At 63.5% G+C, this 19,131-nt stretch carries 12 protein-coding genes; 2 read left to right on the plus strand and 10 right to left on the minus strand.

The genetic code is table 11. The annotated features are described in order from the left end of the window. Positions 1–15: 15 nt before the first annotated feature. The 9 genes from ACGTN6_RS19125 to ACGTN6_RS19165 all read right to left on the minus strand — a co-directional run bounded on the left by ACGTN6_RS19125 (position 16) and on the right by ACGTN6_RS19165 (position 11,158). A complete protein-coding gene (locus ACGTN6_RS19125; protein ID WP_394594556.1) occupies positions 16–2,289 on the minus strand; it encodes a polysaccharide biosynthesis tyrosine autokinase in 2,274 nt (757 codons plus the stop codon). Between the two features lie 714 nt (positions 2,290–3,003). After that, positions 3,004–3,261, minus strand: coding sequence for a (Na+)-NQR maturation NqrM (nqrM, locus tag ACGTN6_RS19130; RefSeq protein ID WP_394594557.1), 258 nt, complete (start codon positions 3,259–3,261; stop codon positions 3,004–3,006). A 176-nt stretch (positions 3,262–3,437) separates the two neighbouring features. Continuing rightward, entirely contained in the window at positions 3,438–4,670 is a 1,233-nt protein-coding gene (gene nqrF / locus ACGTN6_RS19135; protein ID WP_394594558.1) for an NADH:ubiquinone reductase (Na(+)-transporting) subunit F, read from the minus strand. Between the two features lie 67 nt (positions 4,671–4,737). Then, positions 4,738–5,355, minus strand: coding sequence for an NADH:ubiquinone reductase (Na(+)-transporting) subunit E (gene nqrE / locus ACGTN6_RS19140; RefSeq protein ID WP_394594559.1), 618 nt, complete (start codon positions 5,353–5,355; stop codon positions 4,738–4,740). Between the two features lies 1 nt (position 5,356). Further along, the gene (locus ACGTN6_RS19145; protein ID WP_394594560.1) at positions 5,357–6,025 is read right to left on the minus strand and encodes an NADH:ubiquinone reductase (Na(+)-transporting) subunit D; all 669 of its coding nucleotides are present in this window, start codon (positions 6,023–6,025) and stop codon (positions 5,357–5,359) included. A gap of 2 nt (positions 6,026–6,027) precedes the next feature. Then, positions 6,028–6,837, minus strand: a complete 810-nt coding sequence (locus ACGTN6_RS19150) for a Na(+)-translocating NADH-quinone reductase subunit C (RefSeq protein WP_394594561.1) — start codon at positions 6,835–6,837, stop codon at positions 6,028–6,030. Further along, on the minus strand, positions 6,837–8,063 hold the full coding sequence (locus ACGTN6_RS19155) for an NADH:ubiquinone reductase (Na(+)-transporting) subunit B (RefSeq protein WP_394594562.1): 1,227 nt from the start codon (positions 8,061–8,063) through the stop codon (positions 6,837–6,839). The genes ACGTN6_RS19150 and ACGTN6_RS19155 overlap by 1 nt, the downstream gene beginning before the upstream one ends. Then, a complete protein-coding gene (locus tag ACGTN6_RS19160; protein WP_394594563.1) occupies positions 8,063–9,412 on the minus strand; it encodes a Na(+)-translocating NADH-quinone reductase subunit A in 1,350 nt (449 codons plus the stop codon). The genes ACGTN6_RS19155 and ACGTN6_RS19160 overlap by 1 nt, the downstream gene beginning before the upstream one ends. Before the next feature lie 282 nt (positions 9,413–9,694). Next, the gene (locus ACGTN6_RS19165; protein ID WP_394594564.1) at positions 9,695–11,158 is read right to left on the minus strand and encodes a glyceraldehyde-3-phosphate dehydrogenase; all 1,464 of its coding nucleotides are present in this window, start codon (positions 11,156–11,158) and stop codon (positions 9,695–9,697) included. A 232-nt stretch (positions 11,159–11,390) separates the two neighbouring features. On the opposite strand from ACGTN6_RS19165, the gene mfd reads away from it, so the two are divergent. After that, on the plus strand, positions 11,391–14,840 hold the full coding sequence (gene mfd, locus ACGTN6_RS19170) for a transcription-repair coupling factor (protein ID WP_394594565.1): 3,450 nt from the start codon (positions 11,391–11,393) through the stop codon (positions 14,838–14,840). A 146-nt stretch (positions 14,841–14,986) separates the two neighbouring features. Beyond that, positions 14,987–16,039 (plus strand): L,D-transpeptidase family protein, encoded by a 1,053-nt coding sequence (locus ACGTN6_RS19175; protein WP_394594566.1) that lies wholly within the window; start codon positions 14,987–14,989, stop codon positions 16,037–16,039. Positions 16,040–16,071: 32 nt separating this feature from the next. Here ACGTN6_RS19175 and ACGTN6_RS19180 read toward each other — a convergent pair whose 3' ends face one another. Beyond that, positions 16,072–18,522: an EAL domain-containing protein gene (locus ACGTN6_RS19180; protein WP_394594567.1), complete on the minus strand. Its 2,451-nt coding sequence runs from the start codon at positions 18,520–18,522 to the stop codon at positions 16,072–16,074. Between the last annotated feature and the right edge of the window lie 609 nt (positions 18,523–19,131).

Consider the following 19,131-nt stretch of genomic DNA (forward strand, 5'->3'; position numbering starts at 1 on the left):
TCCACGAGGATAAAGCTATTTATAGGAGTAATTGTAATATCCGTAGCAGTAGCTGGCTGCCGCGCTGCTTTCGATAGCATTAAGGATGAAGCCTCTCACTTCCACGCCCGCGTTCTCCAGGCGACGTATCGCCATATTGATTTCCTTGGGAGAGTTTCTCTGATAACGCGCCACCATCAGATTGGTGCCCACCACCTTGCCCACGATCGCCGCATCGGTTACGGCCATGACAGGAGGCGTATCGACGATCACCAAGTCGTATTGAGCACTGAGCTGCTCAACGAGCACATGGAAACGATCCTGCATCAACAGTTCAGAAGGGTTCGGCGGTACCATGCCCCGCGAGATATACGACAACCCGTCTATCCCTGTCTCGCGCAGGGCATCCTGCCAGTGACTGTCTCCCGACAGCACATCGGACAACCCCTTTCCCGAGCGCTGGCCGAAGGCCTGATGGACGTGGCCCTTGCGCATATCGGCATCGATGATCAGTACGCGATGTCCCGCCTGCGCGCATACTACCGCCAGGTTGACGGTGACGAAGCTCTTGCCGATCCCCGGGCTGGGACCGCTGATCATGATGCAGTTGTTGCGAGCTTCCAGCATCGCGAAGTGCAGGCTGGTTCTCAGCCCCCGCAGCGACTCGATCGCCGTGTCGGTAGGATTGAGCGTGGCCAGGATTCCCTTGAAGACGACACTCGAATTCTTGTCGCGACGATGCTTGATCCGTCTAACCAGTTTCAACTGGTCGTCGGAGAGGGGGACCGTCGCATAGACCGGTAGTCCGAGGTCTTCGAGCTGCTCGGGCCCCTCTACTCCCCGATTGAAGAACGCCCGGAGCAGTACCAGCATCACCGCGCATCCCAGCCCCATCACCGTGGCCACCATGACGATCACCGGCGAGTTGGGCGCTATCGGGCTGCCGGCCACCTGAGCCTTGTCGATGATGCGCACATTACCGATCGTGCCGGCCTTGGCGAGCTGAAGCTCCTGGGAGCGGTTCAACAGGTTCACGTAGATGGCCTGGGTGACTTCCACATCACGGGTCAGCCGCACGATTTCCTGCTGGGCGGCAGGCATCTCGTCGATACGCTCCTCGAGCGCCGCACGCTCCTCCCGCAGGTAGCGCTTCTGGCGTAACAATGCCTGGTAGGAGGGATGACTGGGCGTGAAGCGCTGCGCCAGTTCGGCCTCCTGGAATTCCAGTCCGCTCAATTGCTTTTCGAGCTCGATCAGCTGCGTGATCACCGACTGAGACTCGGTATTCAGGTCGACGCTGTCCGTCTTCACGCGATAGTCGTTGAGCTCGTCTTCGGCGCTGGACAGCTGTGCCCGGAGTTCCGGCGACTGCTCCTCCAGGAAGGCCAGGCTCTGATCCAGCTGAGCCGATTGCCGCTCGACGTTCTGCATCAGAAAGGTCTCGCTGATGGCATCGAGCGATTGGCGGACCTCCTCCCGTTCCGGGCCAGTCAGGTTCAGGCGCAACATCCCCGCATTGCCATTCCTGCCCCCGCCGCTCTCGGTCACCGAGAGCCTCCCGGCCAGTGACGCGACAGCGGCAGCCTGGGGAATCTTGAGGAGCGTGAATTCTGCACCCGCCGGGGCCTGGATATCGGCGACCCGAAGCGTAATCTCGCCATCAAGGTAAACGCTCCCCTCCCCGACTATCCCCTGGCCCAGCATGGTATCGCCAAAGGCAATCCGATAGCGGCTCGGGCCGAGCACCGTGAGGGTCAGGACCTGCCCCCGCAAGCGATCCGAGACTTCGAGAAGCCCTACCTCGATGTGCTCGTCTCCCCATACGGCGGCCTCGATGTCCAGCGAATCCGGCAGGAACTCGCCGAACCGTTCGGAAAAGGCATGGAGACCCGGAATGTCGTCGATCTCCGGTCTCGGGATGCCTTCCCGTTGAATGTACTCACCGACGATAGGCAGCCGGCGGGGGGTGACGATGGTATCGAGATCGGTGCGCTCCACCACGCGCCCCAGCACCATGCGCGAGCGCAGTATGTCGACTTCGACCGTGGAGTTTTGCTGCTCCCCGCCCATGAGAGTATCCAGATCCCCCAGGGTGTTGACCGACGAGCGCTTCTCGATCTGGACCAGCGCATCGCCTCGATAAACCGGCGTCGACAAGGCCGCATAAAAGAAACCGACAATGAAGAACAGGACGGTGATTAAGAGTATCAACCACTTATGGTCAATCAATACCCTCAGGATACGACCGAGATCGACATCCTTTTCATCCCCTTCCGGTTGCCCGCCCAAGTAACGGCTGATCTGATTCATGGCATACCTCGGGTGGCACCAACGGAATGTCCGACGGATCGCAGGACTTTCACGACACCGGGCAACGACACCAGGGACAAGCACGACATGCTCTGGAAGATATTGACAGCCAAGGCTGGTCCTTCAGGCCACGCTACCGCCACTGGGAAAGCAAACCTTTCCCAAGGCAGCACACAACTGGTGCAGAGTGAGTCTCCACTCAACTACACGGCAACACGTTTCATACATCAAATTAACCTTTGCATACACAAGATTACATTCCACTCGGAGATTATGCGCATACCATTTTTTTCATCGACGCATCATGGCAGAAGGAACGAAAGAGGATGATATAAGTGCTGAGAAAAGAAAGAGTTTTTCCAAATCACATATTGTTACGTGTGTTACTGAATATGCATGGATCGCGCGCCCTAACCCAGTGACTAAGCCGGAACTCAACGGACGGATGAGTTTTCTCAACCTCGTGATCCGATGCCACTAGGCGGCGCAGCGTCTGCTTTTCCGATACGGCTCCGAGCAACGTCGTCGGAGGAGATGATGAGCGGGGAGTCAGGAAGTGAAAAGTGAGGAGGAGCGGGGAGTGGCGTGGCCGACGGGCAGGAGGTGAAAGCCGCCGTTCGCTACCCCCAAAGTCAGGCGGCCGCTCTTGAGGCGGCCGCCGTGGGGGAGTTGAGAGGACGCGACTAGGGGGCGCCTCGCCGCAATGGGGACGGACTAGCGCCTGGTCGCGTCGTAGCCCAGGTCTGCCCCTCTGCTTTCGTCGCTGAGGCGACGCGCGCTGCCCTGCCGCTTGCGGTTCTCTTCTTCGCAGACCTCATCCTTGCCACCACAGACCTCACAACCTTCTTTCAAACCGAGTTTGTTGAGGCCGCCGCAAGATCCCTCGATGGGTTTGCGGCCAATGATCACGCCCACCGCCATGGCGGCCATGATGACCACCATGAAGGCCAGTACCACGAGAAAGGTGCTCATAGGATGCTCCGATGCTATCGCTGATAGGGTGCCTACCCCTGAGACCACGACAAGGAACGCCGTGATCCCCGGGATCCGTCGCCTGATATGCCGACCCTGAGAAATCGACATATCGGGCGGCGGAACTGATCAGGGCTGGCCCATGGGCCAGCCCTGAAGGTCGCCGAGGGACGAGATCAGCCGCCGAAGTCGTCGAGCATGATGTTCTCGGGCTCGACCCCGAGATCCAGCAGCATCTTGATGACGGAGGCATTCATCATGGGCGGCCCGCACATGTAGAACTCACAGTCCTCGGGGGCCGGATGGTCCTTGAGGTACATGTCGTAGAGGACATTGTGGATGAAGCCGGTCGGCCCCTCCCAGTTATCCTCGGGCTGCGGGTCGGAGAGCGCCAGGTGCCACTCGAAGTTGTCGTGCTCCTCGGCCAGCTGATCGTACTCCTCGTTGTAGAAGGTCTCGCGCCAGGAGCGCGCCCCGTACCAGAAGGAGATCTTGCGCTTGGTGTCCAGGCGCTTGAGCTGGTCGAAGATGTGGCTGCGCATCGGCGCCATGCCGGCGCCACCGCCCACGAATACCATCTCGGCGTCGGTGTCCTTGGCGAAGAACTCGCCGAAGGGCCCCATCACCGTGACCTTGTCACCCGGCTTCAGATTGAAGACATAGGTAGACATCAGGCCGGGCGGATGACTGGTGTTGGGCGGCGGAGTGGCGATCCGGATGTTGAACTTGAGAATGCCCTTCTCTTCCGGATAGTTGGCCATCGAGTAGGCGCGGATGACCTCCTCGGTGTTCTTGTGGGAGACGTTGAACAGGCCGAACTTCTCCCAGTCGCCACGATACTCCTCTTCGATGTCGAAGTCGGAGAACTTGATGTCGTACGCCGGCGCCACCAGCTGCACGTAGCCCCCGGCGCGGAAGGCCACTTCCTCGCCCTCGGGCAGGCGCAGATTGAGTTCCTTGATGAAGGTGGCAACGTTGGGGTTCTCGATGACCTCGCATTCCCACTTCTTGACGCCGAAGACCTCCTCGGGGACCTCGATCTTCATGTCCTGCTTCACCGGCACTTGGCAGGACAGGCGCCAGCCGTCCTTCTTCTCGCGCAGGGTGAAGTGAGATTCCTCGGTGGGCAGGATGGAACCACCGCCCTCCTCCACGCGACAGCGGCACTGCGCGCATGAACCGCCGCCACCGCAGGCGGAGGACAGGAAGATGCCGTTGGCAGCCAGGGTATTGAGCAGCTTGCCGCCGGCCTGGGTGGTCAGGGTGTGCTCGGGATCGCCGTTGACCTCGATGGTCACGTCCCCGGTGCTGACGAGCTTGCTGCGGGCGGCCAGGATCACTGCCGTCAGACCGATGATGATCACGGTGAACATGACCACACCGAGCAAGATGACTGTTGTATCAACCATGTCGGTTTCCTATTGCTAGCATTGACTGGTCATTGGCGGCGCGTCGTACGCGCCGCCGGAAGCCGTCTCAGAGCTGGATGCCGGAGAAGGACATGAAGCCCAGCGACATCAGGCCCACCGTGATGAAGGTGATGCCAAGGCCCTGCAGGGAACCAGGCACGTCGCTGTACTTGAGCTTCTCGCGGATGCCGGCCAGCGCGGTGATGGCCAGCGCCCAGCCCACACCCGCACCGAGGCCGTAGACCACGGACTCGCCGAAGTTGTAGTTCCGCTCGGACATGAACAGGGTCGCACCGAGGATCGCGCAGTTTACGGTGATCAGCGGCAAGAAGACGCCCAGGGCGTTGTAGAGCGCCGGCACGTACTTGTCGAGGAACATCTCCATGATCTGCACGATGGCCGCGATGACCCCGATATAGCTCAGGTAGCCGAGGAACGACAGGTCGATGTTCTCGGCGCCGGGCAGACCGGTCCAGGTCAGCGCTCCCTCGCCCAGCAGATAGGTCAACAGCAAGTTATTGACCGGGACGGTAATCACCAGCACCGCGATCACCGCAATGCCCAGACCGATGGCCGAGGACACCTTCTTGGACACCGCCAGGAAAGTACACATGCCCAGGAAGAACGCCAGGGCCATGTTCTCGACGAAGACCGAGGCGACGAACAGGCTCAGATAGTGTTGCATCTTACACGGCCTCCTTCGGCTGGGTATTTTCCTTCATCTTGAACTCGTTCTCCTCGATCTGCTCCGGGTTGATCGCACGCAGCGCCCAGATGATCAGACCGATAATGAAGAACGCCGACGGCGGCAGCAGTAGCAGGCCGTTGGGCACGTACCAGCCTCCGTTCTGCACAGTCTCGAGCACCGTGAAGCCGAACACGGAGCCAGAACCCAGCAGCTCGCGGAAGAAGCCGACGGTCATCAGGATGAAACCGTAACCCAGGCCATTGCCGACGCCGTCCAGGAAGGACAGCCCCGGGCTGTTGGTCATGGCGAAGCCCTCGGCGCGGCCCATCACGATGCAGTTGGTGATGATCAGGCCGACGAACACCGACAGCTGCTTGGACATCTCATAGGCGTAGGCCTTGAGGATCTGGTCCACCACGATCACCAGCGAGGCGATGATGGTCATCTGCACGATGATGCGGATCGACGACGGAATATGGTTACGGATCAGCGACACGAAGAAGTTCGAGAATGCCGTGACGAAGATCACCGCCAGCGACATGACCAGCGACACGCTCATGCTGCTGGTCACCGCCAGCGCGGAGCAGATCCCCAGGATCTGCAGCGCGATAGGGTTGTTCTTGAAGATCGGCGTCGTCAGGACGCCCTTGGGAGTCGGTTCAGACATCTTCAGGCTCCTTCAGAGTCGGTGGAGGCATCCTGCACGGCTTCCCGCTCAATGCCGCTGCGGAACCGGGCGAGGTACTCGCCGAAGCCCTCGGGGCTCAGCCAGAACTGCAGGAGGTTGGTGACGCCATTGCTGGTCAGCGAGGCGCCGGAGAGCGCATCAACCTCGGTCTCGCCGCTGGCACCGCCCTTGACCAGGGCGATGTCCGGCTGAACGCTGTCGGCGTCGGCGAAGATCTCCTTGCCGTCCCACTGGGCCTTCCAGCGCGGGTTGTCGACTTCACCGCCGAGGCCAGGCGTCTCGGAGTGAGAATAGAAGGTGATGCCCTCGATGGTGTTGCCATCACCGCGCACCGCCAGGTAGCCACGCATCAGGCCCCACAGGCCCTGACCACGGATCGGCAGGATGATCTGCTCGGGATCGTCGGGATTACCCACCAGGTAGATGGTGCTGTAGTTCTCCTGACGAGACAACCCGGCGATGTCCTTCTCCCCGGAGAGGGTGCGGGACTGGGCCGGATCCTTGGCCGCCTGGAAGCTGTCGTAGGTTTGCGGGTCGAACTGGTCCGTATACTCGCCGCTTCTCAGGTCGACGACGCGCGGCGTGACCTGCTCGAAGGCCTCCTCGATATCGGTGCCGGGCTCATAGAGGCCCGCCACGTCGAGGATGTTCGACTTGCGATCCAGCTCCTGGTTGAGCTGCTGCTTGGAGCGCAGGCCGACCGCGGCGGTAGAGACGATCACCGAACACACGATGCAAAGTGCGAACGCCACCGTCAGGATCTTCTTGATGGAGTTGTTGCTCTGTGCCATCAGGCGTTCTCCTCGGCCGGGACACCGGTGCGCTGCTGGCGGCGCTTGATGTTGGCCTGAACAAAGAAGTGGTCGATCAGCGGAGCGAACAGGTTGGCGAACAGGATCGCCAGCATGATGCCCTCCGGGAAGGCCGGGTTGACGACGCGGATCAGCACGGTCATGACGCCGATCAGGGCCCCGAAGATCAGGCGCCCGGGGTTGGTCATGGACGCGGAGACCGGATCGGTGGCCATGAACACCATGCCGAAGGCGAAACCGCCGACCACCAGGTGCCAGTACCAGGGCATGGCGAACATCGGATTGGTGTCGGAGCCGATCAGGTTGAACAGCAGCGTGGTCGCCACCATGCCCAGGAACACGCCCAGCATGATTCGCCAGGAGGCAATCTTGGTCCACAGCAACACGGCCGCACCGATCAGGATCGCCAGCGTCGAGGTCTCGCCCACCGAGCCGGGGATGAAACCGAGGAAGGCATCCCACCAGCTGAACTGGTCGGTCAGCGCGCTCATGCCGCTCTGGAAGGCAGTGGAGAGCGCGGTGGCACCGGTATAGCCGTCGGCGGCCACCCACACGGCGTCACCGGAGATCTGCGCCGGATAGGCAAAGTAAAGGAAGGCACGGCCGGTCAGCGCCGGGTTGAGGAAGTTCTTGCCGGTGCCGCCGAAGATCTCCTTGCCGATCACCACGCCGAAGGTGATGCCAAGCGCCACCTGCCACAGCGGAATGGTCGCGGGGAGAATCAGCGCATACAGCACCGAGGTGACGAAGAAGCCCTCGTTGACCTCGTGGCCGCGCTTGATGGCGAACAGCACTTCCCAGAAGCCGCCCACCGCGAAGGTCACCAGGTAGATCGGCAGGAAGTAGGTGGCGCCAAGCACGAAGTTGGCCCACAGGCTGCCGGCCTCGTGGCCGCCGGCCAGGGTCATGACGATGGCCTCGCGCCAGCCGCCCGGCGCGCCGAAGCCGTCGGCGATGGCCAGGTTGGCCTGCCAGCCGGCGTTCCACATGCCGAAGAACATGGCCGGGAAGGTGCACAGCCACACCGTGATCATGATGCGCTTCAGGTCAATGCCATCACGCACGTGAGCCGTGGTCTTGGCGACGCTCGGCGGCGTGTAGAAGATGGTGTCCACCGCCTCGTAGAGCGGGTAGAACTTCTCGTACTTGCCACCCTTGTGAAAGTGCGGCTCGAGATTGTCGAGTGTCTGTCGGATACCCATCATCAGGCCTCTTTCTCGATCATGGTGAGGTTGTCACGCAGGATGGGACCGTATTCGTACTTGCCGGGGCACACGTAGGTGCACAGCGCCAGGTCCTCCTCATCCAGCTCCAGGCAGCCGAGCTGCATCGCCGTCTCGATGTCGCCGACGATCAGCGAGCGCAGCAGCTGGGTGGGCAGGATGTCCAGCGGCATCACTTCCTCGTAGGCGCCCACCGGCACCATGGCCCGCTCCGAGCCGTTGGTGGAGGTGGTCGGCGCGTAGTCGTGCAGGCCCTTGATCCGCGACAGGTAGATGCCGAGGATCGAATGCCGATTGCCGCCGGGCGACAGCCAGCCCATGAAGGTGCGCTTGTTGCCTTCCTCGAGCAGGCTGAACTGCTGGTGGAAGCGGCCCAGGAAGCGCAGGCTGCCCTCGGCGGTGAAACCGGAGAACACCGAGCCGGAGATCACCCGGGTATCCTCGGGCTCGCGGACCTCGCCGGCCAGCAGCTCCTCGGTGCTGGCACCCACCCGGGTGCGCACCAGGCGCGGCTGCTCGGCGCGCGGCCCGCCGATGGCCACCACGCGGCTGACGTCGAGCTTGCCCTCGGCGAAGAGCTTGCCGAAGGCGATGACGTCCTGATAGCCGATGTGCCAGACCTGCTTGTGCAGGGCCACGGGCGAGAGGTGATGGATATGGGTGCCGACCAGACCGGCGGGATGCCGCCCGCCGAAGGTCTCGGTCTGCACGCCGGCCACGTCGCCGCCGGGCACCTGGGCCTCCGGCGCGGTGCACAGGAACACCTTGCCCTCGGTCAAACGCGACAACACCTTGAGACCATCCTCGAAAGCCTGGGGCTGCTCGTTGATGATGACAGTGGGGTCGGCGGAGAGCGGATGGGTGTCGATGGCGGTGACGAAGATGTTCTCCGGCGTACTGTCGAGAGCCGGGGTCCGCGAGTACGGCCGGGCGCGCAGCGCCGTCCACAGGCCGGACTCGACCAGCTGGTCGACCACGACCTGGCGCTCCAGGGAGGCCAGCTTGTCACGGCCGTGGGCGGAGAATTCCACCGCTTCTTCGGACTCGTCGACCTTGATCACCACCGACAGCAGCCTGCGTTTCTCGCCACGGTGGATGGCCACGACCTCGCCGGCGGCAGGTGCGGTGAAGCGCACGCCGTCGATCTTCTTGTCGGTGAAGAGCAGCTGGCCCAGTTTGACCTTGTCTCCCTCTCGGACCTCCATGGTCGGCTTCATGCCGATATAGTCGGTACCGAGAACGGCCACGTGGCGTACCGGACGCGCATTCTCGATGCGCTGCTCCGGTGCTCCCGTGATGGGGAGATCCAGGCCTTTCTTGACTTCGATCATAGTCTCGCCCAGTTGATGGATCTGATATACGAAGGAAAGGGGTGCGAATGGATCGGATTCTTGTAGGTTGTCAGAATGACGCCAGTCGGGCTCGAGACGCGCTCGAACCACCCCGGAAAAATCCCCCGTATTATAAAGAGAAGCCGCTGGAATGACTACCTGCCGAAGGTCGCACACGGGCAAGTGCTCGCCGCAGCGAGATCGCCGGGAGAGTCAAAAAAGCGTTGACGGATAGCCGTTTGGAGACAGGGCGCTCCCGGCGTGGCCGGGAGCGGGAAGCACTTACCCCTGGGCGCGGGGCAGCTTGAGGAAATCGACGTTGGAGATGTGCTGCAGGATGCGGATCACCTGGCAGCTGTAGCCGAACTCGTTGTCATACCACACGTAGAGCACTGCATGCTTGCCGTTGGCAATGGTCGCCTGGGCATCGACGATGCCGGCGTGGCGATTGCCGACGAAATCGGTGGAGACCACCTCCGGCGAATCGACGTAGTCGATCTGCTTCTGGTACTGGGAGTCGATCGACATGCGGCGCAGGTAGTCGTTGAGCGACGCCACGTCGGTCTCGCGCTCCAGGGTCAGGTTGAGGATCGCCATGGAGACATTGGGCGTCGGCACTCGAATGGCGTTGCCGGTCAACTTGCCGCCCAGCTCCGGCAACGCCTTGGCCACCGCCTTGGCCGCGCCGGTTTCGGTCAGCACCATGTTCAACGGAGCGCTACGCCCGCGGCGGTCACCCTTGTGGTAGTTGTCGATCAGGTTCTGGTCGTTGGTATAGGAGTGCACCGTCTCGACGTGACCGTGGGCGATGCCGTACTCGTCGTTGAGCGCCTTGAGGGTCGGCACGATGGCGTTGGTGGTACAGGATGCCGCCGAGATGATGCGATCATCGGCGCTGATGTCCTGGTGGTTGATACCGTAGACGATGTTCTTGACGTCGCCCTTGCCCGGCGCCGTCAGCAGCGCCTTGGCCACGCCCTTGCAGGCCAGGTGCTGGCCGAGACCATCCTCGTCACGCCAGATGCCGGTGTTGTCGACCACCACGGCGTTTTGGATGCCGTAATCGGTGTAATCGACATCGGCCGGCGAATCGGCGTAGATCACCTGGATGACGTTGCCGTTGGCGGTCAGGGTGCGTGCTTCGGCATCGACGCTGATGGTGCCTTCGAAGGGCCCGTGGACGCTGTCGCGACGCAGCAGGCTGGCACGCTTTTCCAGATCCTTGGCGATGTCGCCGCGGCCGCGCACCACGATGGCACGCAGGCGCAGCAGGTTACCGCCGCCGGCCTTCTCGACCAGCACCCGGGCCAGGATGCGGCCGATGCGACCGAAGCCGTAAAGCACCACGTCCTTGGGCTCGCCGTTACCGGTATCGGCGCAGTGGCCGTCGACGATCTCGGCCAGCTCCTTGCGCAGGAAGGCCTCGGCGTCGCCGCCCCCCTGTTTCTTGTAGGCCACGCCCAGCTTGCCCACGTCGACGTGGGCCGGCCCCAGGTTCAGCCGGGTCATGGCCTCGACCAGCGGGAAGGTATCCTGGACGGACAGCTCGGTGCCCTCGATCTTGCGCACGAACCGGTGGTCCTTGAGGATCCGGATCACGCTGCGATTGAACAGCGAACGGCCGTACAGGGTGGTCACGACGTTATTTTGGCGATAGAGGCTGCCGATCAGCGGGATCATCTGCTCGGCGATCGCCTGATTGTCGTGCCATGCCTGGAAGACGCTATCGAGGGATTGCTGACTCACGTGGGGCCTCTCTATGGGGTTGAGATGTCGGCAGTATTATCCGGCCCCCTTCCCGCCAGGGCAATCACGGGATGGTCGCAGGCGCTGTAGGGGATTTACAGAAACCCGCTTTTGACTACAAGACGCGCTTCATGTCCCCGTCCGTCACCGATAGGGCCGTTCGCCACTACAGGGCGGTGTGGGGCTGGTATGATGCGCACTGCTATCCCTTGGACACGACGCAAGCGACGCCATGCCGACCTTCTCGCCACTCGATCCGCCGCGCCCTCAGGGGCTGCGCGACACGCTCTACTGGCAGACGCCTCCCGGCAGCGCCACAGCCCTGGCGCTGGCCCATCTGGCCGAGGACGCCCCGCTGCTGGTGATCACCGCCGATACCGCCGCCGCTCAGCGCCTGGAAGGCGATCTCGCCTTCTACTCGCGGCTGCCGGTGATGCCCTTTCCCGACTGGGAAACTCTGCCCTACGACAGTTTCTCCCCTCACCAGGACATCGTCTCGGCTCGCCTGCGTACCCTGAGGCGCCTGCAGGAGGGCGAGCACGGCATCGTGCTGGTACCGATCAACACCCTGATGCAGCGCCTGCCCCCGGTGGACTACATCGCCGGACGGGTGATCACCCTCGAGGTGGGCATGACGCTGGATCGTGAAGGGTTCCGCGACCGGCTGTCGCGGGCTGGCTACCGGGCCGTCGAGACGGTCTATGAGCCCGGCGAATACGCCCTGCGCGGCGCGCTGATCGATCTCTTCCCGATGGGTTACGACGCCCCGCTTCGCATCGACCTGTTCGACGACGAGATCGACACCCTGCGCCACTTCGATCCCGACACCCAGCGCAGCGCCGACAAGGTCGAGCGCGTGGAGCTGCTGCCGGCCCACGAGTACTCGCTGTCCCGCGGCGCGATCGGCTGCTTCCGCGAAGCGTTCGAGACGCTGTTCGACGTCGACCCGCGTCAGTGCCCGCTCTACGTTGACGCCCTCAAGGGCATCCCCTCCCCCGGTCTCGAACAGTATCTGCCGCTGTTCTTCGAGGAGACGGCGACGCTGTTCGACCACCTGGCCGAGGGTACCCGAGTGGCGCTGCTGCCCGGGGTCTTCGAGGCCGCCGAGCACCACTGGGCGGCCATCGAGAGCCGCTTTGAAAACCTCGGCGTCGACCCGACTCGGCCACTGCTGCCGCCGCATCGCGCCTTCGTGCCGGTGGCCGAGGCCTTCGGCGCCATCAAGCGCTATCCCAGAATCGAGCTCACCGACGACGCCGAGCATCGGCATGCCGTGGCGCCGGCCGCGCGACCGGCCCCAACGCTACCGATCAATGCCAGGGCCAAGCAGCCCCTGGCCGAACTCGACGCCTTCCTGGCCGAGCATGTCGACACCCGCGTGCTGTTCGTGGCCGAGTCTCGCGGCCGCCGCGAAGCGCTGGAGGAGACCCTGGCGCCACTGGGCATCGCCCTGCCCCATGTCGACGACTTCGCCGCCTTCCTCGATGACTCGAGCCGGACCGCCATCACCGAAGGTACCATCGACGCCGGCCTGTGGCTGGAAGCCCCTAACCTGGCAGTGATCGGCGAGACCGAACTGTTCGGGGAGGTGGTCCGCCAGAGCCGACGCCGCGAGAAGGCCACCGACGACGGCGAACTGGCCATCCGTCACCTGGCCGAACTCAAACCCGGCGCCCCGGTGGTCCACCAGGCCCACGGCGTAGGCCGCTACCGCGGCCTGGAGGCGTTGGAGGCCGGCGGCCAGGCGGCCGAGTTCGTGGCCCTGGAATATGCCGACGGCGCCAGGCTCTATGTCCCGGTGGACAACCTGCACCTGATCTCGCGCTATGCCGGCGTCGACGACGAGCTGGCCCCGCTGCACCGGCTGGGCTCCGAACAGTGGGACAAGGCCAAGAAGAAGGCGGCCGAACGCATTCGCGACACCGCCGCCGAGCTGCTGGACGTCTACGCCCGCCGCGAGGCTCGGGAGGGCTTCGCCTGCGCCGCACCAGACGCCGAATATGCACGCTTCGCAGGCAGCTTCCCGTTCGAGGAGACACCCGACCAGCGTGCCGCCATCGAGGCAGTGGTCGGCGACATGACCGCGCCGCGCCCCATGGACCGAGTCGTCTGTGGCGACGTCGGCTTCGGCAAGACCGAGGTCGCGATGCGCGCCGCCTTCCTGGCAGTACATTCCGGCCGCCAGGTGGTGGTGCTGGTCCCCACCACCCTGCTCGCCCGCCAGCACTATGAAAACTTCCGCGATCGCTTCGCCGACACCGCCGTGAACATCGAGCTGGTGTCGCGCTTCACCGGCGGGCAGGGCCAAGCCGCCGCCAAGAAGCGCATCGAGGAAGGCCAGGCCGACATCGTCATCGGCACCCACAAGCTGCTGTCGAAATCGATGCGTTTCCCCAAGATGGGCCTGCTGGTCATTGACGAGGAGCATCGTTTCGGGGTCGCCCAGAAGGAGCGCCTGAAGAGCCTGCGCGCCGAGGTGGATATTCTCACGCTCACCGCCACGCCCATTCCTCGCACCCTCAACATGGCGATGAGCGGCATCCGCGATCTCTCGATCATCGCCACTCCACCGGCCCGGCGGCTTTCAGTGAAGACCTTCGTCCAGCAGCGCGACGAGGCGGTGATCAAGGAAGCGATCCTGCGCGAGATCCTGCGGGGCGGCCAGGTCTACTTCCTGCACAACGAGGTCAAGACCATCGAAATCGCCGCCGAGACGGTCCGAGGCCTGGTGCCCGAGGCACGGGTCGGCGTGGCCCATGGCCAGTTGCCCGAGCGCTCCCTCGAGCGGGTGATGTCCGACTTCTACCACAAGCGCTTCAACGTGCTGGTGTGCTCGACCATCATCGAGACCGGCATCGACGTGCCCAGTGCCAACACCATCGTCATCGAACGGGCCGACAAGTTCGGTCTGGCCCAGCTGCACCAGCTGCGCGGCCGGGTCGGCCGCAGCCACCACCAGGCCTACGCTTACCTGCTGGCTCCGCCGCCACGAGCCATGAGCCGCGATGCCGTCAAGCGGCTGGAAGCCATCGGCCAGGCCGAGGATCTCGGCGCCGGCTTCACGCTGGCCAGCCACGACATGGAGATCCGCGGCGCCGGGGAGCTGCTGGGCGAGGAGCAGAGCGGCCAGATGGAGGCGCTCGGCTACAGTCTCTACATGCAGATGCTCGACCGCGCCGTGAAGGCAATTCGCGAGGGCAAGACGCCAAATATCGAGGCACCGCTCGACGAGGGCGTGGAGATCGGCCTCAACCTGCCGGCACTGATCCCCGACGACTACCTGCACGACGTTCAGCAGCGCCTGGTGATGTACAAGCGCATTGCCAGCGCCGAGACCGAGGCCGAGCTCAAGGAACTTCAGGTAGAGATGATCGATCGCTTCGGCCTGCTGCCGGCACCGGTCAAGACCCTGCTGCGCCAGACCCGTTTGCGCCAGCGCGCCGAGCGGTTGGGCATCGCCCGCCTCGAGGCCGGCCCCGAGAAAGGAAGAGTGATCTTTGCCGGCCATACCCGGGTCGATCCGCTGATACTGGTGGAGATGATCCAGCGCGAACCGAATCGCTATCGGCTGGATGGCGCAGACACCCTGCGCTTCGAGGCCGAAATGGCCAGCGAGGAGGCTCGCTTCGAGGTCGTCGAGAGCCTGCTCGAATCGCTCAACCGCAAGGCCGCGGCGGCATGACAAGAGGGTGCGAAGCTCCCCTGACTCCTCACTCTTTGCATATCGCACCACTGGCGAACCGTTGCCAGCTCGGGCACTCTAACGCCACGGTCGGCGGCCTCGTGCAGGCGGCGACCCATGACCCATCAGACGAGACGATGACCAAGATGACCCCTTCACTCCTACGTGGGCCAATGGCCCGCGCCACCCTGATGTTCGGGCTGGGCACCGTCCTCGCCACACCCCTTCACGCCAGCGAGGACCTGCCGCGCGGCTATTATCCGTTGCCTGAGGAAGGCGACCTGGTCGGCAACGTCTTTACGGTGGTGGCCGACGAGGACGACACCCTGATCGACATCGGCCATGAATACGGTATCGGCTACCGCGCCATGGTCCGCGCCAACCCCGATGTCAGCATCTGGTATCCCGGTGAAGGCACAGAGGTGACGATTCCCGGCCAGTTCATCCTCCCGGACGCGCCGCGCACCGGCATCGTGATCAACGTGGCCGAAATGCGTCTCTATTATTATCCTCCCGCCGAGCAGGATGAGCAGCGCATCGTCCAGACCTACCCCCTCGGCGTCGGACGCCAGGACTGGGAAACCCCGCTGGGCAACACCACCATCACCCAGATGGTCAAGGACCCGGCCTGGTACCCGCCGGCCTCCATACGCCGCGAGCATGCCGAGGCCGGCGACCCGCTGCCCAGCGTGGTGCCTGCCGGCCCCGATAACCCACTCGGCACCCGCAAGATGCGCCTCGGCATTCCCGGCTACCTGATTCACGGCACCAACAAGCCGGAAGGCGTCGGCATGCGAGTCTCCCATGGCTGCGTGCGGATGCTGCCGGAAGACGTGGAGCGCCTGTTTGACCAGATCTCGGTCGGTACACAAGTGCGGCTGATCAACGAAAGCTTCAAGCTCGGCTGGTCCGACGGCACGCTGTTCGTCCAGGCCTACCCCTACCTGGACGAGAAACAGGGCACCACCATTCAGCGGGTCACCGAAGCCCTGGATCTCGTGGACGCCAGCATCGAAGGACTCGACTACCCTGTCGACTATGCACGCCTGCGCGAGGTGGTCGAGGTGCCAGGCGGCATGCCGGTGGCCCTCGAGACACCGCCTGAACCCGAACCAGCCCCCCGTTTCTATGAACAACTGGAGCTGGTCACCGCTGACGCGTATCAGGACGACGCCGAGGCATCTCGGCAAAAGGGCTGACACACCGGGGCCCGGCTATCCGCCGGGCCCTTTCAATCACCGCCGCCCGAACTACAGCCGCCGCCTCTCTCAGGCTCCATGACGCCTGGATCCTCCCCCCACTCCTCGCGCACCATGCATGCTCGATTCGTTGTTCTCATGCCACTGACAGGCGACGTTGTCTCCGCCTCACCGGCAGTCGAACCTGCCGCCAGCACCTCGAGCGGCTGGCCGGCACCGAAGAGCCGCCCCTGGGCCGAAGCGAAATCCATTCCCCGGATCGCCACCAATTGATCCGATGTCGCCACACCGGTCACGGTGATGTGATGTCCACCCAACTTGGCCATGTCTCTCAGGCTCTTGAGCAGCAGGATGGCCGACCGGTCACGCGGGATGCCCGTCATCAGCTCGGCTTCCAGCACCAGCCGTGACAGCGGTTGGCGAAAGATGGCATCCAGCGCATGGGAAGAGTGCGCAAACCCCTTGAGGGCCACCCCGAATCCTCGGTCACGGCAGTGGCGCAGCGCCGTCTGCAGCGGCCAAGGCTCGCCCAGTTCCTCGCCCCGCACTTGCAGCTCGAAGCATGAGGGCGCCAACGCCAGCTCCTCGCATCGATTCGCCAGTTCGTCGACGAACGACGTATCCATGACTTGCCCGATGCCAACCGGAAGCGCCCATCGCGTAGGAATGGAATAGACACCTTCGCCATCTCGCACGGCAAGCGCCAGACTCGCCAGGCCCTCGACAGCCAATCGACACACCGTGCGATCCAGCAAGGCGCGACTGCCCGCCGTCTCGGCCAGCCTGACCAGCTCTTCCTGAGGCACCTCCCCCCAATGGGGATGCCGCCAGCGTATGATGAGCTCACCGCCACAGCGACGACGATCCGCCAGCAGAAAGCGTGGCTCGACGCTCAGCCGCAACTGTTCCGCGAGTCGCTCCGGGGGCAATCGCTCCAGGGCATCGGTGAGGGCCAGGAAACGCTCTTTGGAAACCACGGATTCGACCATCAGCATACGGGGGCGCCGCTCCCCACTCCGCAACACCTGTCGTGCGGCTCCCTGCGCCTCTTCCAATAGCGCGAACGGCGTCTTGTGCTCGGCCGACAAGGCGACACCGATCCGAGGCAACAGCATCCGGTCGGCGCGACCAATCTGAAACGGAGCCGACAGGCTCTCCTGAAGCCGCTCAGCCAACGCCATTCCGACCGGAGAACGGCCATCCTCTGCCACCGGTAGAACGCTCATGACGGCAAAGACGTCGCCTTCGATATGGGCGACATAACCTACTCCACGGGTGACACGGCGCAGTCGTTTGACAATGCGCTGGATCGCCTCCTCGCTGCCGGCGGCACCCAATGAGTCTCGCAGGCCGTCCAGACGATCGAAGCCGATCCAGAACAGTTGAAAGCGATGCCGGCTCTCGAGATAGTCCTGCAGGCGACGTTCAAGTCGCGGGCGGCCTGGCAGGCCGGTCAGCTCGTCGATGTCGAAACGCAGACGCCGCCGGCGACGGCGACGCTCCCACATCATCGCCACCAGCATCGCCATCACGGCGATGACGGTCAGCCCCAAGGCACCGAGAATCAGTCGATCGTCCCACCGAAGACGATTCGCCACGCCGGCTGACACCTCGACATACTGCACATCGTCGCGCAGCGACTCCGTCACATGCTGGCGAGCGGCATAGCGCATCCGTGGTCCGGCTGGCGCCGTCGCCTCACCGCTACTTTCCAGCAGTGTCAGCAAGCGTTCGGCCGCTTTCACGGCATCCGGCTGCACGCCGCCAATACAACCGTCCTTCAACCATTCAGACATCAGACACCAGACGCTACCAGCTTCCCGCAGCAGCGATAACGCCTGCCGACGCTGCGCCAGGTCAGGCAAGGCCAGCAAGACATGGGCGGCGTTGTCACTCGCACCAGGCAGGTCTTGTCCCAGGATGCCCAGGGCATCCACGCGCCCCTCTCCTTCCGTCAGGATGCTCTCCAGGGCGCGCAGGGGAGAATTCAGCGTGACCCATCCCACCAGCCTGGGGGCACCGCTGGCATGACGCACCCAGGCCAGATGACGCAGCAATACCGGCAACAAATCGAGGTGTCCCGCCCCTTGCTGGCGCAGCCACTGACGATAGATCGGGGAAAACACGCCATAGGCGACCAAGTGCTCCGCCGCGACTCCCTGCCGGGTCGCGACGAGCCTCCGGTAAGCCGCCACCGCGGCATCGTGGAGCAGGATGACCCTGGCCCCCTCCAGGAGATCGCGTCGAAGCAGTGTCTCATATAGCGACTCAGTCGATACTGCGCCACCGCGCAGATACACGACCTGCAGGGCCCCGGGGCCCTGCTCGGCTTCCAGCCGATCCCCCAGTTCGGCTAGCAACCGCCGGTCCAGCCGCTGCCCCGGCTCGCCGGGGACAATCACCAAGGTCGACACCGCCCCAAAGCAGGGGCCAGCAACGCTCAGCACTGCCAGGAGCAACGCACCGCATGCCCAGCGTCGCATCCCTCTCATAGGCAAGGGCTCAAGGAGGCTCGAATCATCGCAACATAAGGGATGGAATCAGCGAAATCTGGTTGCGGCCGAGGTAGAAGCGCGATGCCGACCTGCTTCCAAGACGCAACAAGGCGACCACTGCCATGCCTCCCCGGCAGAGCTTGACGCTTGCGCTTGCCATTCTCCACGTCAGCTTGAGGAGCCACCACCGAAGGCGACCATCCCATACTCTCGCTGCCGAGGGCATACTGAAACCCCATCACGATCATTCTCCACCCAATGAGCTTTACCACGCTCGCTCCCCCGCCGCGGTTGGATACACAGCCTTGGCACTCGGGAAAAGCATACCCTGCTGATAGCCGGATAGCAGGTATCGCGGAAGATGGCATGGAGAGCAGATGAGACCGAGGCTATTCGCCAAGCCCCTGCGCATTCATGGTGGGTATTGCGCACATCATCTCACCAGCACCGCTGTCAACCACACTATCTGCCGCTTATATGGACCCGTCCCGTTGTGCAAGCCAGAAGCGACGACGCATCAGGTGAGGACTGCACGCTTATATCCGGCCTATGAACGGCACACCCGGTGCCTGGCCTTGATGGAATGCGCGCTCTCCG

Source organism: Halomonas sp. B23F22_20 (assembly GCF_043496985.1).
In the GTDB taxonomy this organism is placed as follows: domain Bacteria; phylum Pseudomonadota; class Gammaproteobacteria; order Pseudomonadales; family Halomonadaceae; genus Halomonas.